At 56.3% G+C, this 26,373-nt stretch carries 21 protein-coding genes; 6 read left to right on the top strand and 15 right to left on the bottom strand.

Going from position 1 to position 26,373, the window contains the following annotated elements; all coding sequences use genetic code 11:
• The first annotated feature begins 2 nt into the window (after positions 1 to 2).
• On the top strand, positions 3 to 827 hold the full coding sequence (dapD, locus tag UTO39_RS10955; protein ID WP_008501915.1) for a 2,3,4,5-tetrahydropyridine-2,6-dicarboxylate N-succinyltransferase: 825 nt from the start codon (positions 3 to 5) through the stop codon (positions 825 to 827).
• Here dapD and UTO39_RS10950 read toward each other — a convergent pair.
• Positions 824 to 1,456, bottom strand: coding sequence for a DNA-binding protein (locus tag UTO39_RS10950; protein WP_049000557.1), 633 nt, complete (start codon positions 1,454 to 1,456; stop codon positions 824 to 826). The genes dapD and UTO39_RS10950 overlap by 4 nt on opposite strands.
• Before the next feature lie 321 nt (positions 1,457 to 1,777).
• Between UTO39_RS10950 and UTO39_RS10945 the strand changes: the two genes are divergently transcribed.
• Positions 1,778 to 2,167 (top strand): DUF3461 family protein, encoded by a 390-nt coding sequence (locus tag UTO39_RS10945; protein ID WP_008501916.1) that lies wholly within the window; start codon positions 1,778 to 1,780, stop codon positions 2,165 to 2,167.
• Between the two features lie 69 nt (positions 2,168 to 2,236).
• On the opposite strand, the gene cdaR is transcribed toward UTO39_RS10945, so the two are convergent.
• The 3 genes from cdaR to dgt form a co-directional block, all read right to left on the bottom strand.
• The gene (gene cdaR, locus UTO39_RS10940) at positions 2,237 to 3,394 is read right to left on the bottom strand and encodes a DNA-binding transcriptional regulator CdaR (protein WP_320727167.1); all 1,158 of its coding nucleotides are present in this window, start codon (positions 3,392 to 3,394) and stop codon (positions 2,237 to 2,239) included.
• Between the two features lie 146 nt (positions 3,395 to 3,540).
• A complete protein-coding gene (gene degP, locus UTO39_RS10935; RefSeq protein WP_061099172.1) occupies positions 3,541 to 4,977 on the bottom strand; it encodes a serine endoprotease DegP in 1,437 nt (478 codons plus the stop codon).
• 131 nt (positions 4,978 to 5,108) lie between these two features.
• Entirely contained in the window at positions 5,109 to 6,623 is a 1,515-nt protein-coding gene (gene dgt / locus UTO39_RS10930) for a dGTPase (RefSeq protein ID WP_320727166.1), read from the bottom strand.
• Between the two features lie 82 nt (positions 6,624 to 6,705).
• Here dgt and mtnN point away from each other — a divergent pair, with 82 nt between their 5' ends.
• Genes mtnN through UTO39_RS10915 form a run of 3 tightly spaced genes read left to right on the top strand, consistent with a single transcriptional unit; the run spans position 6,706 to position 8,842 of the window.
• Entirely contained in the window at positions 6,706 to 7,404 is a 699-nt protein-coding gene (gene mtnN / locus UTO39_RS10925) for a 5'-methylthioadenosine/S-adenosylhomocysteine nucleosidase (RefSeq protein ID WP_320727165.1), read from the top strand.
• Positions 7,397 to 8,197, top strand: a complete 801-nt coding sequence (gene btuF, locus UTO39_RS10920) for a vitamin B12 ABC transporter substrate-binding protein BtuF (RefSeq protein WP_320727164.1) — start codon at positions 7,397 to 7,399, stop codon at positions 8,195 to 8,197. The genes mtnN and btuF overlap by 8 nt, the downstream gene beginning before the upstream one ends.
• 21 nt (positions 8,198 to 8,218) lie before the next feature.
• Positions 8,219 to 8,842 carry a TRIC cation channel family protein gene (locus tag UTO39_RS10915; protein WP_061099175.1) on the top strand — a complete coding sequence of 208 codons (624 nt, stop codon included), beginning with the start codon at positions 8,219 to 8,221 and terminating at the stop codon, positions 8,840 to 8,842.
• Positions 8,843 to 8,935: 93 nt separating this feature from the next.
• Here the strand turns inward: UTO39_RS10915 and erpA are convergent, their stop codons facing one another.
• Positions 8,936 to 9,280 carry an iron-sulfur cluster insertion protein ErpA gene (erpA, locus tag UTO39_RS10910; RefSeq protein ID WP_008501923.1) on the bottom strand — a complete coding sequence of 115 codons (345 nt, stop codon included), beginning with the start codon at positions 9,278 to 9,280 and terminating at the stop codon, positions 8,936 to 8,938.
• Between the two features lie 79 nt (positions 9,281 to 9,359).
• Entirely contained in the window at positions 9,360 to 10,760 is a 1,401-nt protein-coding gene (clcA, locus tag UTO39_RS10905; RefSeq protein ID WP_061099176.1) for a H(+)/Cl(-) exchange transporter ClcA, read from the bottom strand.
• Between the two features lie 177 nt (positions 10,761 to 10,937).
• Between clcA and hemL the strand changes: the two genes are divergently transcribed.
• Positions 10,938 to 12,218, top strand: a complete 1,281-nt coding sequence (hemL, locus tag UTO39_RS10900) for a glutamate-1-semialdehyde 2,1-aminomutase (protein WP_151413521.1) — start codon at positions 10,938 to 10,940, stop codon at positions 12,216 to 12,218.
• A gap of 95 nt (positions 12,219 to 12,313) precedes the next feature.
• On the opposite strand, the gene fhuB is transcribed toward hemL, so the two are convergent.
• The 9 genes from fhuB to mrcB form a co-directional block, all read right to left on the bottom strand.
• The gene (gene fhuB / locus UTO39_RS10895) at positions 12,314 to 14,296 is read right to left on the bottom strand and encodes a Fe(3+)-hydroxamate ABC transporter permease FhuB (protein WP_320727163.1); all 1,983 of its coding nucleotides are present in this window, start codon (positions 14,294 to 14,296) and stop codon (positions 12,314 to 12,316) included.
• Positions 14,293 to 15,183 (bottom strand): Fe(3+)-hydroxamate ABC transporter substrate-binding protein FhuD, encoded by an 891-nt coding sequence (gene fhuD, locus UTO39_RS10890; protein ID WP_320727162.1) that lies wholly within the window; start codon positions 15,181 to 15,183, stop codon positions 14,293 to 14,295. Before fhuD ends, fhuB begins: the two co-directional genes overlap by 4 nt.
• A complete protein-coding gene (fhuC, locus tag UTO39_RS10885; RefSeq protein ID WP_061099180.1) occupies positions 15,183 to 15,980 on the bottom strand; it encodes a Fe3+-hydroxamate ABC transporter ATP-binding protein FhuC in 798 nt (265 codons plus the stop codon). The genes fhuD and fhuC overlap by 1 nt, the downstream gene beginning before the upstream one ends.
• A 50-nt stretch (positions 15,981 to 16,030) precedes the next feature.
• Positions 16,031 to 18,280, bottom strand: coding sequence for a ferrichrome porin FhuA (gene fhuA / locus UTO39_RS10880; protein ID WP_320727161.1), 2,250 nt, complete (start codon positions 18,278 to 18,280; stop codon positions 16,031 to 16,033).
• A gap of 203 nt (positions 18,281 to 18,483) precedes the next feature.
• Positions 18,484 to 19,488, bottom strand: coding sequence for a fimbrial protein (locus tag UTO39_RS10875; protein WP_320727160.1), 1,005 nt, complete (start codon positions 19,486 to 19,488; stop codon positions 18,484 to 18,486).
• 12 nt (positions 19,489 to 19,500) lie between these two features.
• Positions 19,501 to 21,978, bottom strand: a complete 2,478-nt coding sequence (locus UTO39_RS10870; RefSeq protein ID WP_320727159.1) for a fimbria/pilus outer membrane usher protein — start codon at positions 21,976 to 21,978, stop codon at positions 19,501 to 19,503.
• A 19-nt stretch (positions 21,979 to 21,997) separates the two neighbouring features.
• Positions 21,998 to 22,711, bottom strand: a complete 714-nt coding sequence (locus UTO39_RS10865) for a molecular chaperone (protein WP_320727158.1) — start codon at positions 22,709 to 22,711, stop codon at positions 21,998 to 22,000.
• A 43-nt stretch (positions 22,712 to 22,754) separates the two neighbouring features.
• The gene (locus UTO39_RS10860; RefSeq protein ID WP_320727157.1) at positions 22,755 to 23,363 is read right to left on the bottom strand and encodes a fimbrial protein; all 609 of its coding nucleotides are present in this window, start codon (positions 23,361 to 23,363) and stop codon (positions 22,755 to 22,757) included.
• 298 nt (positions 23,364 to 23,661) lie between these two features.
• A complete protein-coding gene (gene mrcB / locus UTO39_RS10855) occupies positions 23,662 to 26,187 on the bottom strand; it encodes a bifunctional glycosyl transferase/transpeptidase (RefSeq protein ID WP_061099185.1) in 2,526 nt (841 codons plus the stop codon).
• Between the last annotated feature and the right edge of the window lie 186 nt (positions 26,188 to 26,373).

Here is a 26,373-nt window from a genome sequence, read left to right as displayed (position 1 = left end):
CAATGCAGCAGTTACAGAACGTTATTGAGTCCGCTTTTGAGCGTCGCGCCGAGATCACTCCGGCAAATGTGGATACCGTGACCCGTGAAGCGGTAAACCAGGTTATTTCCCTGCTGGATTCCGGCGCGCTGCGCGTGGCAGAAAAAATCGACGGTCAGTGGGTCACTCATCAATGGCTGAAGAAGGCCGTGCTGCTCTCTTTCCGCATCAACGATAACCAGGTTATCGACGGAGCAGAAAGCCGCTACTTCGATAAAGTGCCAATGAAATTCGCGGATTACGACGAAGCGCGTTTCCAGAAAGAAGGCTTCCGCGTGGTACCACCGGCGGCTGTACGTCAGGGCGCATTCATCGCACGTAACACCGTGCTGATGCCATCCTATGTGAACATCGGTGCGTACGTTGACGAAGGTACCATGGTTGATACCTGGGCAACCGTCGGTTCCTGCGCGCAGATCGGTAAAAACGTTCACCTGTCCGGCGGCGTCGGCATCGGTGGCGTTCTGGAGCCACTGCAGGCTAACCCGACCATCATCGAAGACAACTGCTTCATCGGCGCACGTTCAGAAGTGGTGGAAGGCGTGATCGTGGAAGAAGGCTCCGTGATCTCCATGGGCGTTTACATCGGCCAGAGCACCCGTATTTACGACCGCGAAACTGGCGAAGTGCACTACGGTCGCGTTCCTGCGGGCTCCGTGGTCGTTTCCGGTAACCTGCCGTCAAAAGACGGTAAATACAGCCTGTACTGTGCGGTTATCGTGAAGAAAGTAGATGCAAAAACCCGCGGTAAAGTGGGCATCAACGAACTGCTGCGCACCATCGACTAATCCCCGACGCGTTGATATACCGGGACCCGCCTGTGCGTCCCGGTATAATCATCAAAAACGTCCGTTTCCGCCGTCGCGATTGCCATTCCCTTTTTTCTCAACCCTGCGATATCCGCCGCCATACGCTGGCTCCCAAGCCAGAAAAGCCCGTCGAGAGCCGTCACGGCCAGACCCGACTCCAGCGCCAGCTTCAGTCGCTCACGCGGCGCTTTTACCTCTTTGGCAATCTGCCGGAAAGGCTCTGCAGTAAGCCCGGTGGGATCGATCCGCCTAATGCGGGTGCTCATGCGGTACTGAAAAGCCTCGGGAATCGCATTGAGATCGGCTTTCAGGCTGTAGACGCAGCCAAAGCGCTTGCCGTTAAAGATGACGTTCTTCTGGCTTAGCTGAAACTCATCGCGCAGCCCGGCGATAAGCTGAGGGGCGCGGGTCAGCACCAGTCGGAACGGCAGTTCGAAGCTGGTGACATAATCCACGTTCAGTAAGGCAATGCGTAGACGCTCTTCCGCACCAGCCTTTAGCTGGCGGCACTCTGCGGCAACTTCTGCCCACTGGTGCGTGAGCCTTGGGCTCTCCTCTGCGGCGCCAAAGCTGTATTTTTCAATTTGATAATCAATGCGTCCTGACATGTCATTATCTCCGCGGGCTACGCTTTCGTGCGATAACTTTGCCTCATTTCCCCGGTTTTGAATACCGTCTCGCTCTTCTTTTCTCACGGCTATCGCTATGCTGCGTCAGCGATGAGAATGCCGATTAAGGTATAAAATTTATTTCCACTTGACGTAGTCGTTAAAAACAACAATAAACGAGTGGGGGCAATGCACCTTCCCTGCCCGGTAATTTCAGTGAAATGTAATCAGGATCGACCCCGCTTTTTTTGTATGTGAGGGTGGCAAAAAGGAATTTTTTCGTTAATTATTCAAAGGTTATGTTGAGATAAGGGTACCGCTATGTACGATAATCTGAAAAGTCTGGGCATTACCAATCCTGATGAAATCGATCGTTACAGCCTTCGCCAGGAAGCCAACAACGACATTTTAAAAATCTATTTTCACAAGGATAAAGGAGAGTTTTTCGCCAAGAGCGTGAAGTTTAAATATCCACGCCAGCGTAAGACCGTCGTCGCTGACGGCGTAGGACAAGGGTACAAAGAGGTGCAGGAAATTAGCCCTAACCTGCGCTATGTGATCGATGAACTCGATCAGATTTGCCAGCGCGATCGCACCGAAGTCGATCTCAAGCGCAAGATCCTCGACGATCTGCGTCACCTTGAAAGCGTTGTCACCAACAAGATCAGCGAGATTGAAGCGGATCTTGAGAAATTAACGCGCAATAAATAAGTCCGGTGCGGTCTGATCCCCTCACCCCGGCCCTCTCCCTGTGGGAGAGGGTGAAAAACGCACGCTGCATCATCTCTGCTCGTCCAGCTGCAACGCTATATAGAGCAGCAGCCTGTCGTCAAAGTTTCCCAAATCCAGCCCCGTCAGCTCCGAAATTCGGTTAAGCCGATACTCCAGGGTGTTGCGGTGAATAAACAGCGCTTTAGACGTCGCCAGCGGCTGCACGTTATGGCGGAACCACGCCTGCAGGGTCCGGCGCAGCAAGCCGTTATTGTCCATCGCCTTCAGGCGCGCTAACGGACGCGCCAGCTCGTTCGCCTGCCAGCCGCCGCGCAGGCTGTCGAGCAGCACCGGCAGCATCAGATCCTGATAAAAATAACTGCGGCTCTCCGGCATCCGCTGCTTGCCCACCATCATGGTGGTGCGCGCGGTACGCCAGGACCGGGCGATGCTGCCCGGCCCGGTAAAGTAATTGCCCAGAGCAACGCGAAAACGCAGCTGGCCGTTCTCCTCCATACGGGAAATCAGCAGTTCCACGCGACGACGGTGATCCTCAGCATCCCAGCGGCCGAACGAATTGAGCGCGGGTTTAAGCACCACCATTTCCGTCAGCGAGACTATCGCCACCAGGTTGTCGCGCTCCGGCGTCGCCAGCGCATTTTGCAGCTGCTGCAGCTCGGCCATCGCGCTGTCTACGCCAAGCTGTCCGCTATCGACCTCAATCACCGCCACCACGCGCGGCTGGTTCAGATCGATCCCCAGACGCTGCGCCCATTCGCTGAGTGCAGGCGTATGCTCTTCCGCCTGAATCAGGTTCATTACCAGCTCCTCGCGTAAACGGCTGTCCTGGGCGAGCAGGTGCATCAGGCGCGACTGCTCAAGCATCATTTCCGCCGTCATACAAACCAGCTCGCCGTATTTACGCAGGGATTCCGGTTCGCCCGTCAGGCCAATAACGCCAACAATTTCCCCTTCCAGACGCAGCGGCAGGTTAATCCCCTGACGCACGCCGTGCAGGTGTTTCGCTACCGCATCGTCGATATCAACCACGCGTCCCTGAGAGAGCACCAGCAGGGCACCTTCGTGCAATTCACCAATACGCTCGCGATCGCCGCTGCCAATAATGCGCCCGCGGGCATCCATTACGTTGATATTGGTGTCAATGATGCGCATGGTGCGCGCCACGATATCCTGCGCCATTTTGGTATCAAGATGCCAGCCAGCCATGTAACCCTCCTGTGAGCAGAGCTCAAGCATAGGGAAGTTCAGCAACGGCTGCATTGTGCGAATGCACAAAGTGAGAGGGGGAAGTATGGAGTTGCGGTAGGCGTCACAGAAACGAGAAAGCCCCTGCGTACAGGGGCTTAAAAGGATTACTGCATCAGCAGATAGATTGAGGTGTCACCGCGCTGGATATTCAGCGCCAGCACGGACGGTTTGCTGTCGAGAATTTTGCGCAGTTCAGCGATGTTTTTCACCGGCTGCTGGTTAGCCCCCATGATCACATCGCCTTTTTTCAGGCCGATACGGGCAGCAGGTGAATTCGCCTTCACGTTGTTCACCACCACGCCTTTATCTGCGCCTTTATTGCTCATCTCGGCACCTTCAATACCGCTGAAGATAGTGCTGGAATCCACCTGATTCTGGCTGCTCTGCTGCAGCTCCAGGCTCACGTTAACCGGTTTGCCGTCACGCAGCAGGCCAAGGGTCACTTTGCTGCCAATCGGCATCGAGCCCACTTCCGCACGCAGGGCGGCAAAGCTGCTGATCGGTTTACCGTTCAGGGAGGTGATCACATCACCCGCTTTAATACCCGCCTTCGCTGCAGAGGAGTTCGGCATAACCTGGCTCACGAACGCGCCGCGTTGCGCATCCACCTTCATCGCTTTCGCCAGCTCGGAGTTCAGCTCGGTACCCATAATACCCAGCTCACCGCGTTTCACCTGGCCGTACTGCACCATCTGAGCAGTCAGGTTTTTCACCATGTTGCTCGGGATAGCAAAGCCAATCCCGATGTTGCCGCCGTCCGGTGCCAGAATAGCGGTGTTGATACCGATCAGCTCGCCGTTCAGGTTCACCAGCGCACCGCCGGAGTTACCGCGGTTAATGGCCGCATCCGTCTGGATGAAGTTTTCATAGTTTTCCGCATTCAGGCCGCTACGGCCCAGCGCAGAGACGATACCGGAGGTCACGGTTTCACCCAGACCGAACGGGTTACCGATAGCGACGGTGTAATCGCCCACGCGCAGCGAATCGGAGTCGGCAATTTTAATCGCCGTCAGGTTTTTTGGATCCTGAATCTGGATCAGCGCGATGTCAGAGCGCGGGTCTTTACCGACCATCTTGGCATCGAACTTACGACCATCACTCAGCTGAACCTTAATGCTGTTAGCGTTATCCACAACGTGGTTGTTGGTCACGACGTAGCCTTTCGCCGCATCAATAATCACCCCCGAGCCAAGCGCCATGAATTTCTGTTGCTGGCCGCCACCCTGGCCGTCATCCCCTGCGCCACCGCCCTGACAGAACGGAGAGCTCTGGAATGGGGAACCGTCCTGGCAGAACGGTGAATTGTCACCGAAGAACTGCTGGAAGTTACGCGGCATGCGCGGCGTATTGACGGTCGTGCTGCCCTCAACGTTAATACTCACCACCGATGGCATCACTTTTTCGAGCATCGGTGCCAGGCTTGGCATCTGCTGCGCGGTTGCTGCCGACGACGCGGTCTCGGCTGCAGTAGCAGTCAGAGGAGACAGCGCTAAACCTAAACTCAGAGCCAGTGCACTCATTGCTAATGTGGTTTTTTTCATGTTTCTCAATCTCGATTTACAGGTAACGCAAAATTGCTGTGTAACTCAGATTCATTTTATACCGCTTAGTTCCGGCCATAAGTTTATGGAAAAGGTAAAAATTTATTGGCCTTCTTTACAAAACTCCGGAATTATTCCACGGCCATGAGCTTGCGGTATTCATCCCAGGCATACAAATCGGTCATGCCGCTGATATAGTCCTGGATGAGACGGCAGCGATAATAATATTCCATCACCGGCCATTCCGGAGCGTGGCGATCCAGCTTACCTATCGCTTCGACATACGCCAGCCGATGACGGGTAGAGAGTTTCTGATAAAGCCGGGATTCGATAGGAATTCGCCGCACGCGTTCTTTTTCCACCAGCTCGCTAAACTCCTCAACGGAGAGCTGAAGCAACGGGGAATAAATTTCCAGTAATCCACTGATTACACGGTATCCCTGCAGTTCCAGCTGCTCAACATCAGGATGGCTGAACACATGCCGCATCGCCACATGCTTATAAAGCTCAAGGAGTTGGCTGAAACTGCTGTCATCTTCCAGCAGCGCATGGTTGAATTCCCCGCTGAAGATTTGCGGCAAATTATCAATAAAGCGCGAGGCGGCATACGGCACCAGTTTATTTAACGTGTTGACCCGCAAATACATAAAGAACTGATCTTCCGTACTGCGGCTTAACGTATTTGAGCGCGATTTTTCCCAGGCATTTTCGACAACCTGCGCAAACAGCGATCCTTTTTCATGGATTCCCCATGCCGCATAAAGATGCTGATAAAGCTCCTCGACGCTGAATATTCTTTTCTCAACGGCATCTTCCAGGTCGGCCACGCAATAGGAAATATCGTCGGCGGCTTCCATAATCCACGTCAATGGGAAGCGGCCGTTTGGCGTCAGGGAAAGTTCTTTACGCAGCCGTTCTATATAGGCCTCTTCGGAAAGGTAATAGCCCGGCTTTTTCATTAAATAGCTGTGGGACGCGGGCGTCTCTCCCATCCACCATGCGGGACGCGTATATTTCAAAATGCAGCCAACCTGCGCCCAGGTCAGGTTCATGCGCATCAGGGAGTGCACCAGCCGGATCCCCTGCGCGTTGCCCTCAAAGTGACAGAGATCCTGGCGAACTTTACGGCGCAGATCGTTCAGCCCTTCTTCGCCCTCGCGCAGGCGTAAATCGCGCACGATGCAGCGGTCATCGCTGAGTGGCTGACTTGCCGCATCCGACGGATAAAGCCGTTGTTTAAACCAGTCATTAATGGCCGCCTCGCCAAAGTGGCCAAAAGGCGGGTTGCCGATATCGTGCATCAGGCAGGCCATCTCAACGATGCTTTCGAAAGGCCCCGTCAGCTCATCCAGACCATAGGTTTCCAGTAAACGCAGCTCTTTGAGGCGGCTTAAAATCTCTTTGGCAATATAACGCCCGACCTGCTGCACTTCCATTGAGTGGGTTAAGCGCGTGCGCACCGCGGCGTTACGCTCCAGCGGGAATACCTGGGTCTTTTGCTGTAAACGCCGGATGGCGGGCGAGTTAATAATCCTGCCGCGATCGCTTTCGAAGATACGCAGGATCTCATGTTCGCTCTTTTCGCCCTGTGGCGAACGGAAACGACGGTGCCAGTTAATTTTGGTACGAAAATCGATTGGTGACATGTGCTCCCCCGCGTGAGAATGCGTTTCCCCTTAACCGCATGATAGACTATGCCTCTTAACAAGGCACATCGCGAGTAAATCTATGAAAATCGGCATTATTGGTGCAATGGAAGAAGAAGTTACGCTCCTGCGTGACAAAATTGAGAACCGTCAGACCCTCTCTCTCGGGGGTTGTGAGATCTACACCGGCCAGCTGAACGGTGTTGAGGTGGCTCTGCTGAAATCAGGCATCGGTAAAGTGGCTGCTGCGCTGGGTGCGACCCTGCTGCTTGAGCGCTGCAAGCCGGACGTCATCATTAACACGGGCTCGGCAGGCGGTCTGGCACCGACGCTGAAAGTGGGCGACATCGTTGTCTCCGACGAAGCGCGTTACCACGACGCCGACGTCACCGCGTTCAGCTACGAATACGGCCAGCTTCCGGGCTGCCCGGCAGGGTTTAAAGCTGACGATAAACTGATTGCGGCGGCTGAAGCCTGCATTGCTGAGCTCAATCTCAACGCGGTACGCGGCCTGATTGTCAGCGGTGATGCGTTCATCAATGGCTCCGTTGGTCTGGCGAAAATCCGTCATAACTTCCCGCAGGCGGTTGCCGTTGAGATGGAAGCGACCGCGATTGCGCACGTTTGCCACAATTTCAACGTACCGTTCGTGGTAGTTCGCGCCATCTCTGACGTGGCAGACCAGCAGTCTCACATCAGCTTCGACGAGTTCCTGGCCGTTGCGGCAAAACAGTCCACCGTGATGGTGGAACGCCTGGTGCAGAACCTGGCACGTGGCTAAACGGTCTATCAGGGCGCTGGCCGCCCTGCTGCTGCTCGCACCGGCGTGGCTGTTCGCCGCGCCGCGTGTGATTACCCTTTCCCCCGCTAATACCGAACTGGCGTTTGCCGCCGGGATCACTCCCGTTGGCGTCAGCAGCTTTTCGGATTACCCCCCGCAGGCGGCCGGTATTGAGCAAGTGGCAACCTGGCAAGGGATGAACCTTGAGCGCATCGTGGCGCTTAAGCCGGATCTCGTGCTGGCCTGGCGCGGCGGTAACGCCGAGCGGCAGGTCAACCAGCTCACCTCGCTTGGCATCAAGGTCATGTGGGTTGACGCGGTAAGTATTGAGCAGGTCGCCCAGGCGCTGCTCGCCCTGGCCCCTTATAGCCCTGCGCCTCAAAAAGCCGAGAGTGCGGCGAACCAGATGCTCAGCGACTATGCCGCGCTGAAAGCCCAATACGATACGCCAGCCAAAAAGCGCATTTTCCTGCAGTTTGGCAGCCAACCGCTGTTTACCACCGGAAAAGGCTCGATACAGAACCAGGTGCTGGAAGTCTGCGGCGGGGAAAATATCTTTGCTGCCAGCCAGGTACCGTGGCCTCAGGTGAGCCGTGAGCAGGTTCTGGCGCGCCAGCCGCAGGCCATCGTCGTGGTCGGAAATGCGAGCGAGATTCCTAAAATTAAACAATTCTGGAAGAACCAGCTAAAAATTCCGGTGATCGCACTCAACGGTGACTGGTTTGAACGCGCCAGCCCGCGTATTATCCTCGCCGCAAAACAGCTCTGTGCCGCCCTGGCAGAGGGTCATTAACATACGTTCGAGGATTTAACGATGCTCGTTTATTGGCTGGATATTCTTGGTACAGCCGTTTTTGCTATCTCCGGCGTCCTGCTCGCCGGAAAACTACGCATGGATCCGTTTGGCGTGCTGGTGCTGGGCGTGGTGACCGCCGTTGGCGGCGGGACAATCCGCGATATGGCGCTGGCAAATGGCCCGGTGTTTTGGGTGAAAGATCCTACCGATCTTGTGGTCGCAATGGTCACCTGCCTGTTGACTATCATGCTGGTTCGCCAGCCTCGCAGGCTGCCAAAGTGGATATTGCCGGTGCTGGATGCCGTGGGTCTGGCCGTGTTTGTGGGGATCGGGGTGAATAAAGCCTTCAATGCCGGAACAGGGCCAATGGTGGCGATCTGCATGGGGGTCTTAACCGGCGTGGGCGGCGGGATCATTCGAGACATCCTGGCGCGCGAAGTACCGATGATCCTGCGTACCGAAATCTATGCCACAGCCTGCATCATTGGCGGGATTGTGCACGCCACGGCATACTACACCTTCGCGGTACCGCTGGAAAATGCGGCGATGCTGGGGATGGTCGTTACGCTGGTGATACGTTTAGCGGCGATACGCTGGCACCTGAAGCTGCCGACGTTTGCGCTGGATGATAATGGAAGGTAAAAGCAAAACGGTAACCCTCAGGTTACCGTTTTTAGTCTTTTCTCCCTCTCCCTGTGAGAGAGGGTCGGCGTGAGGGCATCAGCCCGCACGCGCTTAGATGCTGAATGAAGAACCACACCCGCAGGTGCTTGTGGCGTTCGGGTTGGTCACCACAAAACGCGAACCTTCCAGACCTTCGGTGTAATCCACCGAGCCGCCCACCAGATACTGCAGGCTCATCGGGTCAACTACCAGCGCGACGCCCTGCTTCTCGATGGTCATATCGCCATCGTTCACCTGATCGTCAAAGGTAAAACCATACTGGAAGCCGCTGCAGCCGCCACCGGTAATATAGACACGCAGTTTCAGATCCGGATTGTCTTCGTCGGCAATCAGGGTTTTCACTTTGTTGGCTGCTGCTTCGGTAAACTCCAGCGGCACAGCTACGTCATCACTCATCTTATGCTCCCATGAATACTGCTATTGGGTAAAATTCACCCAATTCTTTTCGTCATTATCTAATACCCTGGTAATTCATTCAAGTATTCTGCGCGGCGGCCCGCTCCGCCTCTTGTTTTGCCAGGGTACGCGCGAGGATGGTGGAGTATAGCGGTTTTCCACCCAGGAATTGGGCTAATAGTGTCGCCCCGAGACAGGTAATGATCATTGGCAAAATGAGCTGGTAATTATCCGTCATCTCCAGCACCAGCACGATGCCGGTTAACGGCGCGCGCAGGGACGCGGCCAGCAGCGCCCCCATCCCGGCCACTGCAAAGGTGCCGGCGTCCAGGTGGTAAGCGGGGAACCCCGCCTCAGCCGCCATACCAAACGCGGTGCCCAGCAGCGTGCCCAGCGCCAGCATCGGGGCAAAAATCCCGCCGGGCGCGCCGGAGGAGAAGCACAGTACCGTGGTAATAACCCGGGAGATAAACATAAACAGCAGCAAACCCACGCTGAAATTCCCGGCTGCGGCAATCGGAATCAGCCCGAAACCGCCGCCCGCGGCATTCGGTTCAATAAAGCCGAGCACGCCGCAAATGCCGCCCAGCAGGCCGCCCATCAGCACCCATTTCGTGGTATTGCCGCCGTGAACGCGCTGGAACATATCCTGCGCGCGTAAGATAAAGGTGTTAAACAGCGGCCCCACCACACCAAAAATCATGCCGAGGATCAGGTATAGCCACAGAGTATTAACCGGTGCGTTGGTCAGTTTACCGACTTCAATCACCGCCCCTTCGCCATTAAAGATGCGAAAGACGATGCTCGACATAATGACGCCGGTAAACACCGCTTTAATGGAGATCAGGTTGTAGCGGAACTGCGCGCGCATCTCTTCGATGATGAACAAAATACCCGCCAGCGGCGCGTTAAACGCCGCGGAAAGCCCCGCCGCTGCACCGGTGGCCAGCAGCGTATGACGCGCCTCGGCGCTGCGCATGCGGAACAGATCGCCCACCATGCGGCCGACGTTCCCCCCCAACTGCACCGTTGGCCCTTCACGGCCGAGCACCATCCCCGCGCCCAGCGTCCCCATGCCGCCGATAAACTTAACCGGGATCACCCGCCACCAGCGCACCGGGCGCAGCTCCTCCAGCGCGCCTTCAATTTCCGGTATGCCAGACCCGCCCGCCTCCGGGGCGAATTTACGCACCAGAAAATACCCCACCATGGCAAACAGCGCAGACAGGCCGAATGCCGCTACCCAGACCAGCCATTCGCGCTCGGCAAAACCGGCTACGGTTCCCACTCGCCAGTTGAGTACGGCATTAACCGCTTTTTCAAACGCCACGCCAACCAGGCCTGCAAGGGTACCCACCACCGCAGCGGCCAGCAGGATCGCCAGCGGCGTTTTATCGCGATTGAGCAGCCGCCGAATACTGATTCGGTGCTGGGCGCGCGTAAACTGTTGTTCTTCAAAAGACGGAGAATCTGATTTCATGTCCTGTTCTTATTCGTCATACAAAAAGCCGCGAAGATTTTACCAGAGACCTTCCCTGCGTCGCCTGAAAAATACTTAACAAATCTTAAAGCATTACCAGGCTAAAAATTTCATAACCTTCTGCGGATCACTTAGAATAGTGTGCTTAATCATTTTATACGAACCAGGAACGACGCCATGAGCAAGTCTGAAAACCTCTACAGTGCAGCCCGCGAGCTAATCCCCGGTGGCGTGAACTCGCCAGTACGCGCCTTTACCGGCGTGGGCGGCACGCCGCTGTTTATTGAACGTGCTGACGGCGCGTATCTGTACGATGTCGATGGCAAAGCCTATATCGATTACGTCGGTTCCTGGGGGCCGATGGTTCTCGGACATAACCATCCCGCTATTCGTAACGCGGTCATCGAAGCCGCGCAGCGCGGCCTGAGCTTCGGTGCGCCAACCGAGATGGAAGTGAAAATGGCGGAGCTGGTTACCGAACTGGTGCCGACCATGGACATGGTGCGTATGGTGAACTCCGGTACCGAGGCCACCATGAGCGCCATCCGCCTGGCGCGCGGCTTTACCGGTCGCGACAAAATCATCAAATTCGAAGGCTGCTACCACGGCCATGCGGACTGCCTGCTGGTGAAAGCGGGCTCCGGCGCGCTGACCCTCGGCCAGCCAAACTCGCCTGGCGTACCTGCGGATTTCGCGAAGCATACCCTGACCTGCACCTACAACGATCTGAATACCGTTCGCGCGGCGTTCGAGCAGTATCCGCAGGAGATCGCCTGCATTATCGTTGAACCGGTTGCGGGCAACATGAACTGCATCCCGCCGCAGCCTGACTTCCTGCCGGGCCTGCGCGCGCTGTGCGATGAGTTCGGCGCGCTGCTGATCATCGACGAAGTGATGACCGGCTTCCGCGTGGCGCTGGCGGGCGCCCAGTCTTACTATGACGTTGAGCCGGACCTGACCTGTCTCGGCAAAATCATCGGCGGCGGCATGCCGGTCGGTGCTTTCGGCGGTCGTAAGGACGTGATGGAAGCCCTGGCGCCAACCGGGCCGGTTTACCAGGCGGGCACGCTCTCCGGTAACCCGATTGCCATGGCTGCGGGCTTCGCCTGTCTGACCGAAGTGGCGCAGCCGGGTATTCACGAAACCCTGACGGACCGCACCACGCAGCTGGCAAACGGTCTGCTGGAAGCCGCAGAAGAAGCGGGAATTCCGCTGGTTGTTAACCACGTGGGCGGCATGTTCGGGATTTTCTTCACCGATGCGAAAACCGTAACCCGCTATCAGGACGTGGTGAAGTGCGACGTTGAACGCTTCAAGCGCTTCTTCCACCTGATGCTGGAAGAAGGCGTGTACCTGGCACCGTCCGCGTTCGAAGCGGGCTTTATGTCCGTGGCGCACAGCGAAGAAGATATCAATAACACCATCGACGCGGCGCGTAAGGTGTTTGCGAAGTTGTAAGATATGCGCTGGGTGAAGCCCTTACCCCAACCCTCTCCCACGGGGAGAGGGAGCAAACACTAAAACGGCAATCCAAGGATTGCCGTTTACTTTTATTACCGACTCTGCTTTCTCAACAGATAGATAAAGTACGGCGCACCGATAAAGGTCGACAGCAGGCCCGCCGGGATCTGATACGGGAACAGCACCATCCTTCCACACCAGTCGGCAAACACCAGAATGATCCCGCCCGTCAGGGCCGACATCACAATATGCGGCATCGTCCGTCGGAAACCCATCATTCTGGCGATATGCGGCGCCATCAACCCAACAAAGCTTAGCGGCCCGATGGTCATGGTGGCGGTTGCCGTCAGACACGCCGCCAGCAGAAGAAGCGCGACGCGCGTTGGCGTTAGCGCTAAACCAACCGCACGCGCGGTTTCGCCCCCCAGCGGCAGAATGGTCATCCAGCGACGGCACAGCGGCACAATCGCCAGCAGCACGAGCATAACGCTCCCTGACCAGACAACCTGGCTGGCGGTGGCGTTATAGGTTGAACCGGAAATCCAGGTCAGGATCTTCGCCATGCGCGGATCGCCGCTCGCCTGCAGCATCATCAGCAGCATAGTAAAGGCGGTGCTGAGCGCCATACCGGCCAGCAGCATGCGGTGCGGAGAAAATCCGCCGCGACCAGAGGCAATCAGAATAATCATCAGCGTGACCGCCGCACCGATACTCCCGGCAGGCATCAGCCAGCCAAACGCATTGCCCGGTACAAGGAAGAGCATCAGCACCACGCCAAAGGCCGCGCCGGAGCTGATCCCCAGCACTTCTGGGCTTGCCATCGGGTTGCCGGTCAGACGCTGAATAATACAGCCCGCCACCGCCAGCATCACCCCGGCAATCAGCGCGGAGAGAATACGCGGCCAGCGCCACTGTAATAGTTCGTTGAGTAAGTCACCCGTTGCCCAGTGCCAGCCTGCGGCATCGCGCCCAAACGCGAGGGCGGTAAACGAGGCGATAAGCAACACAGCCAGACCGGCAAGGCTGAACCACAGCACCGACCGACGTTCAGCGTAGACTTTATCGCCCGCGTCCATCGCTGGAGCGCTGATGCTGCGCAGACGCGGGAGCAGCCACAGCAGCAGCGGCGCACCGATAAGCGCCGTTGCCGACCCGGTAGACACTTCCATCCAGACGCGCGCCAGCCAGAGAATGATCTGATCGGAAAGCCAGAGGATCAGCGCCCCGATCAGCGGCGCCAGCAGGAGGCGTGTCAGAAGACGACGCGCCCCGAGCATTTTCGCCAGCAGCGGCGCAAAGAGGCCAATAAACCCGATGATGCCGACCGCGTTAACCAGCAGAGCACTGAGCACAATCGCCAGCGTGAGCGCCGCCAGGCGAGCCAGCGACAGCGCCAGCCCCAGGTTGCGCGCCACGCCATCATCCAGCCCCATGAGCGTCAGAGGACGCAGGAGCAGCAGCGTCAGCACCACGCCGCCCGCCAGCTGCGGCCACAGGCGCTGCACAATGCTCCAGTCGGTCTGGGTGAGCGTACCGGTACTCCACAGGAACATGCTTTGCAGCTGATCGTGATGGAACAGCACCAGCAGCTGGTTAATCGCGCCGCAGTAGAGACTGACGACCAGCCCGGCCAGGATAAGCGTTACCGGGGAAAGGCGTTTACCCCAGGCCACGCCAAAGACCAGCGCCCCCACCACGCATGCCCCTGCAAGAGCCGCAAACTGCGCGGTTAACGCCCCGGGTAACGCCCAGAGCGTGGTTATCGTGATCCCAAGCTGCGCGCCGGTCGCGACGCCAAGCGTGGTCGGCTCTGCCAGCGGGTTACGCAGCACCTGCTGGAACAACACGCCCACCAGCCCTAAACCGGCCCCGACCAGCAGTGAAATCGCCAGTCGCGGCAGCAGGCTGTAGTGGAAAAGCATCTGCTGAATATTGTCGATATCCGGCGAGGCCAGCGCGGCGCCCCACTGCGCGCGCGGTAACGCCGTCGAGAGATTGAACCCGGTGAACGCCAGCGCGACCAGAAAAAGCAGGGACAACAGCAGCACCGGGAAACGGGCGATACGCGTACTCATGCCTTGCCTCCCAGCGCGTTATCCAGCACGCGGGCAAAATGCATGGCCGAGAGCGTCGCGCCGTAGAACCATACTGCGGGTGCGCGCTGGAAGCGCTTCTCGCGCACAAACGGCATCGCCTGCCAGAGCGGCGTCGCCATTAAGGTTTGCATTTCACGCTCGTTGCCGTGGTCGAAGCACAGCACGTCCACATCGCGAAACGCCGCCAGACGATCGATACCGACGGCGGTGCTGCCCCAGAAGGTCATCTCCCCTTCCCAGGCATTGCGAATGCCGAAGCTGTCCAGCACCTCCTGGAACAAACAGTTTTTACCGAAGACCAGCATATGGCGGGCATCCAGCAGCGTCACCATCAGCAGCGGGCGATCGCCCCGGTTGGCAAAGCGCGGCTTCAGGGCGTCAATCAGGGCATCGAATTCATCGAGGTGCTTTTTGGCCTCCGCCTCGCGGTTGAGGAAATGCGCCATCTCGTTAATGGAGTTTTTCGCCACGGTGAGCGGTTTTTTACCGTCGCTGAAGGAAAAACCGCGCCCGGGCGCAATCCGCGCCATGGTCTCTTCTGACGGACCGTAGCCCGCAGACCAGAACAGGAACGACGGTTTCATCTGGGTCAGCAGTTCGAGGTTTGGCTCCGTGCGCAGGCCGATGTCGATCACCGAGTCCGGCAGCTTCGGCTCGTTCACCCAGAGGTTATAGTTAGGAATGTCCGCCACGCCATACGGCGTGACGCCCAGCGCCATCATCAGCTCGACCGGCAGCCACTCCAGCGCCACAATGCGGTGAGGATCGACGGCGGCAGCGCGCGCCGCATTCATTTTAAACAGCAGCGGTGAGAGCGCCATTGCCGTCAGCAGACGACGGCGGCTAAGGAAAATGTTATCCAGCATCAGTACACGAAGCTCACCGGTGCAGCCCCGGCCGGGTGAGGCAAAATACCCATCGGAATACCGTAAATATGTTCCAGCGTTTCGCTGCGCATCAGCTCAGACGGCGTGCCCTGGGCAATCATTTCGCCGCCGCGCAGCGCGACGAGGTAGTCACAGTAGCGCGCCGCCATGTTGATATCGTGCAGGACCGCGATCACCGTCAGGCCACGCTGCTGGCTTAAGCGATGCACCAGCGCCAGCACGTCCACCTGATGGGCGATATCCAGCGCAGAGGTCGGTTCATCCAGCAGCAGGCAGCGGCTGTCCTGCGCCACCAGCATCGCAATCCACGCCCGCTGGCGTTCACCGCCGGAGAGGCTATCCACCAAACGATGAGCCAGCGGTTTTAGCCCAACCAGCGCAATCGCCTCTTCCACTTTCTCCCGGTCGGCGACGCCGAAGCGGCCAAGCGCCCCGTGCCAAGGATAACGGCCAATCGCCACCAGCTCGCGCACCGTCATCCCTTCCGCCTGCGGCAGCTGCTGCGGCAGATAGGCCACTTTGCGGGCAAAGGCTTTACTGCTCCAGCTCTCCAGCGGCCGATCGTCCAGCAGAATATCCCCTTCCGAAGGCGGCTGGTGGCGTCCCAGCATCTTGAGCAGCGTGGATTTACCGGAGCCGTTGTGGCCAATCAGGCCCGTCACTTTACCGGCAGGGAACGTCAGAGAGAGCGGATGCAGCAGGGTGCGCCCGGGTACGCGAAAGGAGAGATGATTGAGCGTAAAGGTGGTGTCGGATTGCGTTTTATTATCCTGCATGTCAGCCAACTTAAATAAAAAGGGCACGGCGAACCGTGCCCAAAAAGCGATTAGAAGCGGAAGGTCGCGGTGGCAACAACCTGACGTTCAGCACCCCAGAAGCAACCGTAGGTATTGAAGCAGCTGGCGACGTACTCGCGATCGAACAGGTTGTTCACGTGCAGCGCGACGTTAGAGCCTGCCATGCCAACGCGAGCAAGATCGTATCTGACCAGCGCATCCACCACGGTGTAGCTGCCCACCGTGAAGGAGTTCGCCGGATCGCCTTTGCTGGAGCCGGTGTAACGCACGCCGGTACCCAGCGTCAGACCAGACAGCGCACCATCATACAGGGTGTAATCGCCCCACAGGGATGCCATGTGTTTCGGTACCTGAGCTGGCGTGTTGCCTTTGTAGTTGGTGTCCGTGGTGTACTCGGCATCGGTATAGGTATAGGAACCCACAACGTTCACGCTGGCAGATAACGCCGCTTTGGCTTCCAGCTCTACGCCACGGGCGCGGATCTCGCCGCCTTCAACGGAGAAGAAGGAGCCCGCAGGGTCGGCCATCAGGTTGTTGGTTTTGGTCAGCTGGTACAACGCGCCGGTGACAACGATCGGACGATCGTTAGGCACATATTTCACGCCAGCTTCGTACTGTTTGCCTTTAGACGGCGAGAACAGTTTACCCTGTGCATCGGTCTGCGAAGCCGGTTCAAACGATTCGCTGTAGCTGAAGTACGGGGTTACGCCGTTATCAAACAGATAGTTAACGCCACCGCGCCAGGTGAACTGGGTGTCATCACGTTTGGAGGTGGTGTTCAACACGCGGTTATATGATTCCTGATCGGCCCAGTCATAGCGACCGCCAAGCGTCACCAGCACTTTATCCCACTGCGCCTGGTCCTGTACGTAGAGCCCCGTCTGTTTCTGACGGTTGAGGATCTGATACGGGCCGGAGGTAGCAGGATCTTTCGAACCGAAATCAAAATCGCTGTTCACCGGATTGTAGAGATCCAGCAGCGGAACAGAATCGTCGTAGCCGAACCAGGAGTTGATGTCGTTACGCATACGCATAAAGTCAACGCCGGTCAGCAGGACGTGGTCCACCTCACCGGTAGAAAATTTGCTCTGCAGCTGGGTATCAACGGTGAAGTTTTGCAGTTTTTCGTTATCGACGACGTATTTACGCGCCAGATAATGGCCTTTGTCTGCCGGGGCTAACGCGGCACACTGCTTGTTCCCGCTGTTTGCCGGGTCGGTACATACGCCATAACCGTAAACGCTGTTTTGCGAGGTTTTATTCTCGGCAAAACGCAGATTCTGACGTACGGTGAAAGTATCGTTAAATTCGTGGTCGAAGCTGTATCCCACCATCTTCTGGTTACGGGAATAGGTATTATTCTTCGCACCTTCGTTGAAGTCAGTCGGCAGACGATCGCCGTTTGGCAGCGGATCGACCGTCCCCTCTTTTGGCAGCCAGCCGTAGTAGCCGGTTTCAGGCTCGTTCTGGAAGTAGGAGAGGAACGTGAAGGTGGTTTTGTCATCCGGACGCCAGGAGAACGATGGCGCGATGGCGTAACGCTGTTCGCCTTTACCTTCCTGCTGCGAATTGTTCGAACGCGCAACGCCCGTCAGACGGTATGAGTAAACGCCGTCATCATCGATCGCATCGCTAAAGTCAAAGCCGGTCTGGAACAGGCTGTCCGTACCCGCTTTGAACTGGATCTCTTTCAGCGGCTCGGTCGTTGGGCGCTTGCTGACCATGTTCAGCAAACCGCCTGGGCTGCTTTTGCCGTACAGAACGGAAACCGGGCCGCGCATGATCTCGGCACGCTCCAGCATGTACGGGTCAATTACCGCGTCGTTGTAGAAGTTCCCCTGCATTTTCATGCCGTCGAGGTAGTTATTCTGCGACTGCCCATCGGCCGCGAAGCCGCGAATAACCAAATAATCATAGGTGTTGGACGCGCCGCGCGTGCCTACCGCAACGCCCGGCGTGTAGCTCAGGGCTTCTTTCACCGAGCGCGGCTGGTGCAGCGCCATCTCTTCGGCTGTCACCACAGAAATAGACTGCGGAACCTTCTGGATTGGCGTGTCTGTTTTCGTACCGGTGGCGGACTGTCTCGCAGCGATAGTCGCAGCTGGCCCCCAGGCACTCTCCTGGGCAGCAGGTGCTGCGGTTACCGTAATGGTTTCTTCTTTTTTCGGGGTTTCAGCAGCATGTGCGTAAGCAGACATGCCGGCAACCGCTGTGGCTACGACAACCGCGACTTTACGCAGCGACGTGTTAATTGGCTGAGCAGTATTGGAAAGCGCCATGTTTATCTCTGATGGAAAAGTGAATGATAACGTAAACGAGAATTATTATTATGACCGCAGAATAATATGCGAAACGCTGGTTGCATAGCAAGCAGTAAGCGGCCCTACAAGATTTAAGGGTTTAAGAATTAACCAGATGAAAACAGGGGGTTAATAATTTTAGCGAAATGATCGTTAAAGCCCTCCAGAGCGGGCAGGATGGATTAGCGGTAAAAGACTTCGAACGTCGCGACAGAGTCGACTTTGCCGGCTTTAACCTCCCCCGTTTTGATGTAGCGGGCCTTGAGCGGAATGTCGACAGGGACTTTGTCCTGCGTGCTGGTTATCGCCGTGTAGTTCTGATCGAACTGCAGTACCGTATTATTCTGGTCAAGGATCTGTATGCCGACGCCATCGGCGGCAGAGTCTCCGGCAGCAATACCTAAAATAGTGCCGTTCGTGACCCCCGTCGAGCCCGCGCTGGTGAACTGATAATCGATCTTTGTTCCCGCCGCACAGTCGGTGATTTCAATCCTGAAACTGTCGTCGGTAAGAATATCCGAGTATTGCCCGTTAAAGTCCTGCGTATTGACCGTTTTCAGCGGCACATAGATGTTTCGGTCGACCAGATTACAGGTGTTGGTCGTAATGTGAACGCTGGTGGGGGAAAACCGCATTTCACCGATTACCGCGTTGCCCAGAATATCCATTGAGGTTAAACGCGAGGTATCGAGATATCCCTCCTGGATATCCCCCGTCACCACCAACTGTGCGGCGGCACGAAATACGGACGTACTCTGCGAAGAGCCGTGGGTCGATCCCAGATAGCGGATAGGCCGAATAATATTCTCCTCATTGTAGCTGGGTAAGCGCTCGTTCGACGAAGCCGCGCGAATGCCAATACCCGGCACGTTGGTTTGATAAACCCCAGACATAACATCTTCGCGCGCATCGGTATCCGCCAGATAAAGGTACCCGCGCCGAATTTGCGCTTCACCGTAACACTCTACCGTCACCTCTTTACTTTCAACGCTACCATCATAAATCACGGTGCCGACGGGCGTATCGGGCTGAACAACAATCACCGGAGGAAGTTGAAACGTCACCACGGCATCCACGTCAGAACTGCCGTTAAAGGTACATTCTGCACGGGCTGAATGGAAAAAGACGCCCGCCAGCAGAAGCAGCACGGGTGAGAGGAACGTGTTGAAAGAACGGCGTAGCTTCATGAAATACCTCTGTTAATGGCAGTTGACCGTTGCTTTGACGATCCCGGCAGCGCTCTGTGAAGGAATATCCAGCGTCCCCTGACACTGCCGATCGCGCGCTTCCCCCCACTGCACGCTAAACGTGGTGTTGCCGGACAGCCCCGTCAGGTAAACCTCACCGTCATCACCCACGATTGCCGTGGTGTTATCCAGCGCTACGACGGCACCAAACGGCACGGGTTTGTCCGCGTAGAGCAAAGTTACCAGCGCGCGTCGTCCAACGCGCGCATCGAAGGTGGCGTGCAGCGCGGCGCCTTTCGTCGGGACGAGATCCTTCGTCGCCGCGTCGATATCAATATCTTCCCGATCCTGAGTGTTGACCGTAATGACGTTGTGCCGGTAGGCGGTCAGAGAGGGAACGATCGCGTTACCAAACCGATCAGTTGAAATGCCGCGTCCGTTTTGCACTTTGACGTTATCGCCATCTTTAATGTGCACAATGGCGAAGGCGTCGCGCACGGGTTGCCCCAGCGTCACGCCATGCTCGTGAGCAACGATTGACCCCTGAGCGCTGTAGTTCCACTGCCGATTGTTACCACCGTAGCTGTACCCCATCCCCACTTCACCGGAAGCGCCGCGGTAACGCCCGGACAGGCTGCCACCGTAGCCCGTATCCTGGCTGGCGTAGGTCTGCTGGAGGTTATAGCTCAGCTTATTGTCTTCAAGAGCAGTACCGCCGAGCCCGACCTGATGCGAGACAAACCCACCGCTGGCGGTGTTAGCACTGTAGGTTGCCCAGGCATCAGGCAGCCACTTCGATAAGGGAATATTGACCGTCAATGCCATTTGCCTGTCGGTATCGGCATCTGGCGTGCGGGTCAGGTTGTAGCTTATCGACCAGGTGATATTGCGCCAGCTGGAGCTCAGCCCCGCGCTGACGCTACGTTCGTGGCCGTCCATATCCCAGTAATCCTGCTGATAGCCGTTGAGATAGGCCGAACCCCAGTCTGAAATACGCTGGGAAAGGTTGAGCTGCATGCGGCTACGGCGGTTGTTGGTTCTGCGGTAGGTATAAATGCCGTCATCGATCTCGCTGTCACGCCGATCGATAGCTTCCTGAAAGGTATAAAAGCCCGACGTGGAGTAGCGATAGCTGGCAAGCGTCACGGTCGTATCCGTGTCGGGAATATCTTTTGAATACTGAGCCCGCCAGGATAAACCGCTGGCATCGTCACGTCCGTCATCAAACGCGGTTCGCGCGGCGGTGAGATCGACAGATGCCGAGCCGAAATGCCCCAGGTCAGCGCCGAGCCCCAGCAGCAGCGCATGATAAAGGGATGCACCCAGCGCGCCGGTATACGCCGTGACGCCGTAAGGCAGACCATAGATGGCCGTACCTTGCGCAAAGGTAGGTTCATCTTCACCTTCATTACCGCGATAGCGCCCTGCTGCCAGTGAATACTTAAAACCGCCTTCCCGCTGCAACACCGGCACCGACGCGCTGGCCTGGATAAAGCTATGCTCGCTGCCGTCCGCCTCTTCGACGGTTACTTCCAGATCGGCTCCGGATGTTACCTGGCTTAAATCGCGGATCTCAAACGGCCCCGGCGAGACGTTTGTTTGATAGATGGTGTAGCCGTTTTGCTTGATAGTGACTTTCGCATCGCTATTAGCAATACCGCGCACGACAGGTGCAAAGCCCTGCTGGCTGACAGGCAGCATAGAAGTATCCGTTTCCAGCTTCACGCCGGTCATCTGGACGCTGTCAAAAAGCTCACCGTTGGTATACGTCTGGCCAATCTCAAGCTGGCTTTTCAGCGTTTTGATGTCGCGTTGTAACGTGCTGGCAATGGCCTCCCATCCGGACGCGTCGCTCCAGGTGCTGTTATTCCGCAGCCGCCACGCCCCAAGGTTAATCCCGGACTCCAGGCCAAGCCAGGTCGAAGAGGTTTTGCCCGAACTGTAGTGCTGCTGAGAACCGCTGAGTTGATAGCTTGTCCAGGCGGCAGGCGCGCCGTAATCCCAGAATTTTGGAAGTATCGCGCCCGCGGCAGCGCGATCGCGATACGCTTGCGGGATGACCAGCTTCAGGGTCTGGTCATCCTGATTGTATTCATAACGGGCATTTTCAATAAAATGGGAGATATCGCGGACGTAAGCTCCGTCATCCAGATCTTTTAAGTCCGGGATCGTGTCGACTTTCACGCCGTAATCACGCAGATCCGCTTTGGTCAGCTCCGGCAGCAGGCGCTGTTTATCGTCAGACAGCACGAAAGCGATGGGACGTTTATCCACAACATCCCGATCCCACATGACTGTCGTGAGGTAGCTTCCAGCGAGTAACCCGTTATCATTGATGAAGTTTTTTAGCGTAGAGGTATTTTCGAGCGGCGTATCCAGTTCAAGGATCCGCAGGTTAAATTCGTCATCGGCACTTGCAGGCTGGATCGCGGCGAGCAGCGCCAGCGCGATCCCGGACAGTACCTGTTTGTGAAGCAGAGATGACGACATAAAATACCAACATGATTATTTAAAGACCCTGCTTGCGCTGCGGGGTTTGTCCACCGAAATCATTGATTGCCGTCCAGGTCACCGCGCCCTTAGCTGATGCAGGTAACGCGAAACGCTGCTCGCTGAACGGTGCCACCATCATTGAAATGGCGCCCGGCGTGGTTTTGGTCTCTTTCACCGGAACATTTTTCCCGCCAACGGCCAGCTCGCCAAACGAGACGTAAAACGGCGTCGGGTTGTTTGCGATCAGCGTGTCTCCCTGGCGATGGAAGGTGATTTTTTCATAAGCGCTCAGCGCATCGGTTTCTTTCAGCTGAGCGGGACGCCAGAAAAGTTTGAGGCGCGTTTTCATCGCAAACTGCAGCGTATTTTTCTCTTTTAGCTCAGGCGAAAGTGCCGAAACGGATTTAACATTTGCCAAAAATAGAGATTCGCGGTCCGCTGGCAGACTTTTTTTATCGCCGGTAAAAATAACGTGCAAAAGGGTTTGACGATTTTCCTGCAATTTGTAAACAGGAGGCGTAATAATGAATGGCGCTTTTGCATCGTTGGGATAACTGACCCAGCTTTGCACCAGATAACGTGTATGCGGATCTTTATTTTTAAGTGCTATCTGAACTTCTGATTTATTCGATGGATAAATAATTCGCGTACCACCGAGAACAACGCTTGCCTGTACTGAACAGCAGGAGATAATTAAACAACCACATAACAATTTAAATAAAGTCTTCATACAATGTTCCAAAAAGGCAGCCGTTCAGGCTGCCAGTCATTGCTTAGCGATAGACAACCTCGAATGTTGCAGAGGAGGAGTAATGGCCCGCGGTTGGTGCGGTATCACCTACCTGAATCACTTTCGCGGTGTAGTTAAAGACAGAAGCCGTTGCCCCGGTCGCGTCGTTATTCACATCGGTACCCGCATCCGGTACTGAACCGTCGAAAACAACATCGCCTTTTGAGCCGTTATCATTACTAACGATAATACCCACGTTGGTCGCATTGCCTGCGCCTGTCAGATCGTTCTTCAAGCGCTTGTATGCGGCATCTGTCGTCGTACCGCTGAACTTGAGGTTCAGTTTAGCGACCAGTGGGTCACATTTTTTCACTTCAATCTTAAAGGCTTTTGAGGTGCCAACCGTACCGTCAGCGCCAAAATCCGAAGGATAGGTATCGGCGAAAGTGACGGTGGAAGCGTTAGTTCCGGAGCCATCCACGTTAATTTCGCAGGTATCAGCAACAATTTTCCCGGCGAAATTCACCGTACCGGAATCATTGGATGCAAATACAGGCAGAGACAGCGCGGCCATTATGCTTCCGGCTAATAACGAAGAAACAACATACTTATTCATAATAATATCCTTATATTTGATGATAGAGGCATCCATTCTCGCTACAAATATTTCGCGTCAGAATGTTATCCAACATGTTACGCCATTGGCTCGAAAGAAATATTCTTTGAACCCGTGAATTTCTTGAGGAGATTACATCAGATTTTTCTTCATTATGTCCAGAGTGGGCAATGGCACGTGATACACTATTCATTCCAAGCGCATGTTTTAAATGAAAAATAGATAAACTTAAAAATTCTTAATTTGAGATTTAATTTTTTTAATAAATTACAAAGTGTAAAAGGCAAAAAAAAGCCGCTTAAATATAAAGCGGCTTTTTTATTCAGGAAATTAATTAGTTCCCGCCAAACATGTCCTTGATCCAGCCGGCCACGCCATCGCTGTCTTTCTTCTCGTTCTGCTGCTGGGCCGGTTGTTGCTGCGGCTGCTGCGGCTGAGAAGATTGATCGAACGGGTTACCCGTTGGCTGTTCAGGCTGGCTCTGCTGGCACAGGGAATCCGGGTTGGTCGTCCAGACCGGCAGGGTACGCATCCCGCCGCCGCAGACAAAGTTACCGGAACCATCCACGCCCATATCGACGATATCTTCCGGCGCGACCAGATTCAGCGGCACAGGAGACTGGTTCGCCAGGTAGCGCTGGTAAATCGACATCGCCCCGCTCGCCCCGTACAGTTTGGTCGGCTGGTTGTTGTCACGGCCTACCCAGGTGATCACCACTTCACGGCCATCAATACCGGCAAACCAGGTATCGACGTTGTTGTTGGTGGTCCCGGTTTTACCCGCCAGATGCAGACCTGGATATTTCGCCCCCAGTTGGCGACCGGTGCCGCGCTGCACAACCTGCTGCATCGTCCACAGCGTCATATAGGCCGCCTGCGCAGGAACGGCACGTTCAGCCTGCGGGAAGCTCTGATACAGCACGGAGCCATCTTCGGCAATCACCGAACGCAGGGCAGAGAGCGGTGCGCGGTTCCCGCCGCTGGCAATGGTCTGGAATGCCTGCGCCACTTCGATCGGCGTCAGGTTAAGCGCCCCCAGAATCATCGCCGGAACAGGGTGCAGCTGATCTTTCGGTACGCCCAGCTTCTGCCAGGTGTCGACAATGGCCGGCAGACCCAGCGCCATACCGAGGTTAACCGTGGGTACGTTCATGGAGCGGGTCAACGCATCCACCAGCATTACCTGACCGCTGAACTGTTTATCATCGTTCTGCGGTGACCAGACCTGGCCGTTAGGCTGACGCAGGGAGATTGGCGCATCGGCAATCCAGGTGTTCAGGCGATACAGATTCGGCTGGCTCAGCGCGGTGAGATAGGTCGCCGGTTTTGCCAGAGAACCAATCGAACGACGCGCCTGCATTGCACGGTTGTAGCCCGCATACTGCGGCTCGGCGCCGCCCACCATCGCGCGCACTTCGCCGGTGTTACGGTCAACCACCACCATCGCGGTTTCCAGATCGCTCAGCTTGCGCTGTTTCTTCAGCGCCGGGATCCCTTCAACCGCCGCTTTTTCTGCCGCGTCCTGGGCTACCGAGTCAAAGGTTGTGAAGATCTTCACGCCGGAGAGATCTTTGACCTTATCCCCGAGCTTGCTTTGCAGCTCCTGACGCACCATCTGCATGAAGGCAGGCTGCGGAGAGATCACTCCACCGCGCGGCTGCACGCCCAGCGGACGTGCGCTCAGCATGTCGTACAGTTCCTGGTCAATCACCTGCTGCTGTTGCAGCAGACGCAGCACCAGGTTACGACGCTCCAGCGCCAGTTTCGGGTTGCGCCACGGGTTGTAAATGGACGCCCCTTTGACCATGCCCACCAGCAGCGCCTGCTGGTCAAGGCTCAGCTCTTCCACCGGGCGGCCAAAGTAGTACAGGCTCGCCAGCGGGAAGCCGCGGATCTCGTTATCGCCGCTCTGGCCGAGGTACACCTCGTTCATGTACAGCTCAAGAATACGATCCTTGCTGTAGCGCGCGTCCATCAGCACGGCCATGTACGCTTCGTTGGCTTTACGCCAGTAAGAACGCTCGCTGGAGAGGAACAGGTTCTTCACCAGCTGCTGGGTCAGCGTACTTGCCCCCTGCACGGTACGGCCCGCAGTCAGGTTAGCCAGCACCGCACGGCCGATGGAGTAAAGGCTAATACCGTCGTGCTCGTAGAAATGGCGGTCTTCGGTCGCCAGCAGGGTATCCACCAGCAGGTCCGGGAAGCCGTTACGCGCCACGAACAGGCGCTGTTCGCCATTGGCGGACGAGAGCATGGTGATCAGGCGCGGATCGAGACGGAAGAAACCGAACTGGCGGTTATTGTCCATGTTCTCGATGGTTTCCAGCCGATCGCCGTCAAAGGTCAGACGCGCGCGCACCTGCCCCTCTTTGCTGTCCGGGAAGTCGAACGGGCGGCGGATCATCTCAATGCTCTTCGCCTGCACCGTAAACTCGCCCGGGCGCGTCATCTTCGTGACCTGACGATACTGTGTGGCCTGCAGCAGTTTCACCATCTCGTTCTTGCTGATGGACATATCCGGCTCAAGGTTCACCATGCGACCATACACTGCCGCAGGCAGCTGCCAGACTTTACCGTCGATACGGCTGCGGATCTTCTGATCCAGATAGACGCCGTAAATCGCGATCAGCACCACAAAAACAATGAACAGCTTCAGCAGCAGCCAGAACCAGCCGCGCTTGCCCCGAGGCTTACGCCCTTTGCCTTTCCCTTTACGCGGCATGGGTTCTTCATCCTCATAATCGTCTTCATAGTCATCGTCATAGTCCTCATCTCTGAGGCGACGACGGCTTACTTTTTCTTTCGCCGGACGCGCGGGTTTTCCCTTACGTCCTATTGGCTCGCGGTCATTCCCCGCCATGCTTTTTCTCCGCAACTTTCAGGCGCAAAGGCCAGATTCTCTTTTCTTCCACAGGCCTGTGAAAGAAGAAATCTCTCAAAATAAACAGCAAGACTTTCCTGTCAGGAAAGTCTTTAGTGTTTTCTCCCTCTCCCCGTGGGAGAGGGCCGGGGTGAGGGCATCAGACCGCACTCATCTAGCCGCACT

This window comes from Enterobacter sp. 118C5 (genome assembly GCF_034107645.1).
Lineage (GTDB): Bacteria > Pseudomonadota > Gammaproteobacteria > Enterobacterales > Enterobacteriaceae > Enterobacter > Enterobacter nematophilus.
This window is presented reverse-complemented; position numbering and strand designations above follow the sequence as displayed.

Bases quoted from the DNA above. Each gene is read 5' to 3' on its own strand.
- dapD (WP_008501915.1), top strand. From the start codon at position 3: ATGCAGCAGTTACAGAACGTTATTGAGTCCGCTTTTGAGCGTCGCGCC.
- UTO39_RS10950 (WP_049000557.1), bottom strand. From the start codon at position 1,456: ATGTCAGGACGCATTGATTATCAAATTGAAAAATACAGCTTTGGCGCC.
- UTO39_RS10945 (WP_008501916.1), top strand. From the start codon at position 1,778: ATGTACGATAATCTGAAAAGTCTGGGCATTACCAATCCTGATGAAATC.
- cdaR (WP_320727167.1), bottom strand. From the start codon at position 3,394: ATGGCTGGCTGGCATCTTGATACCAAAATGGCGCAGGATATCGTGGCG.
- degP (WP_061099172.1), bottom strand. From the start codon at position 4,977: ATGAAAAAAACCACATTAGCAATGAGTGCACTGGCTCTGAGTTTAGGT.
- dgt (WP_320727166.1), bottom strand. From the start codon at position 6,623: ATGTCACCAATCGATTTTCGTACCAAAATTAACTGGCACCGTCGTTTC.
- mtnN (WP_320727165.1), top strand. From the start codon at position 6,706: ATGAAAATCGGCATTATTGGTGCAATGGAAGAAGAAGTTACGCTCCTG.
- UTO39_RS10915 (WP_061099175.1), top strand. From the start codon at position 8,219: ATGCTCGTTTATTGGCTGGATATTCTTGGTACAGCCGTTTTTGCTATC.
- erpA (WP_008501923.1), bottom strand. From the start codon at position 9,280: ATGAGTGATGACGTAGCTGTGCCGCTGGAGTTTACCGAAGCAGCAGCC.
- clcA (WP_061099176.1), bottom strand. From the start codon at position 10,760: ATGAAATCAGATTCTCCGTCTTTTGAAGAACAACAGTTTACGCGCGCC.
- hemL (WP_151413521.1), top strand. From the start codon at position 10,938: ATGAGCAAGTCTGAAAACCTCTACAGTGCAGCCCGCGAGCTAATCCCC.
- fhuB (WP_320727163.1), bottom strand. From the start codon at position 14,296: ATGAGTACGCGTATCGCCCGTTTCCCGGTGCTGCTGTTGTCCCTGCTT.
- fhuD (WP_320727162.1), bottom strand. From the start codon at position 15,183: ATGCTGGATAACATTTTCCTTAGCCGCCGTCGTCTGCTGACGGCAATG.
- fhuC (WP_061099180.1), bottom strand. From the start codon at position 15,980: ATGCAGGATAATAAAACGCAATCCGACACCACCTTTACGCTCAATCAT.
- fhuA (WP_320727161.1), bottom strand. From the start codon at position 18,280: ATGGCGCTTTCCAATACTGCTCAGCCAATTAACACGTCGCTGCGTAAA.
- UTO39_RS10875 (WP_320727160.1), bottom strand. From the start codon at position 19,488: ATGAAGCTACGCCGTTCTTTCAACACGTTCCTCTCACCCGTGCTGCTT.
- UTO39_RS10870 (WP_320727159.1), bottom strand. From the start codon at position 21,978: ATGTCGTCATCTCTGCTTCACAAACAGGTACTGTCCGGGATCGCGCTG.
- UTO39_RS10865 (WP_320727158.1), bottom strand. From the start codon at position 22,711: ATGAAGACTTTATTTAAATTGTTATGTGGTTGTTTAATTATCTCCTGC.
- UTO39_RS10860 (WP_320727157.1), bottom strand. From the start codon at position 23,363: ATGGATGCCTCTATCATCAAATATAAGGATATTATTATGAATAAGTAT.
- mrcB (WP_061099185.1), bottom strand. From the start codon at position 26,187: ATGGCGGGGAATGACCGCGAGCCAATAGGACGTAAGGGAAAACCCGCG.